The 517-nt window shown below is 49.9% G+C and carries 1 protein-coding gene; it reads right to left on the reverse strand.

The features are described 5' to 3' along the window. A partial coding sequence (locus tag JK635_RS29190) for a hypothetical protein (protein ID WP_202655861.1) occupies nucleotides 1-517 on the reverse strand: 517 nt, incomplete at both ends.

Here is a 517-nt window from a genome sequence, read left to right on the forward strand (position 1 = left end):
CATTCGCACTGGTCTCTACTATCACGACCTGGATGCGGTCGAAATCCAGAAAGGTCTTTGATTTGTGAAAGCCGAGGGAAACAGGCGTACCGTCGGGAAGCGTATCGGCGAAAACACCGTAGGTATGGCCGAGGCCGTGCAATGTAATCGTTCGCTGGCAATTAATGTCCGAGTAGGATTCGACGATCCAATTTGTCACATCGCGCTTGCGATATTTGAAACGATTAGCGTTTTTTTGCCAGACATCCTTGAATTCTGCTACGGTTTTAACACTTTCTGGCGGAATTGTTTCGATAAAAAACTGCAACTCTGTCGGACTTTCTTGCAAATTCAGCACGAAGTCGAGATGCCGATCGAACTCCGCCGGATTATTTTCCAGCATGACGATCGTATTCAGCGCATAAATCACCTTGTTGATGATTTCAGTGCCGACCCTGACCGCCTCTTCATGCCTTACCTTCGCTTCGATTGGGGCCATGAATCCCGGCGCGCCCGAGCAGGTCGATCCCGTGCCTAG

This window comes from Neobacillus paridis (assembly GCF_016765675.1).
Classification (GTDB): Bacteria; Bacillota; Bacilli; order Bacillales; family Cytobacillaceae; genus Neobacillus; species Neobacillus paridis.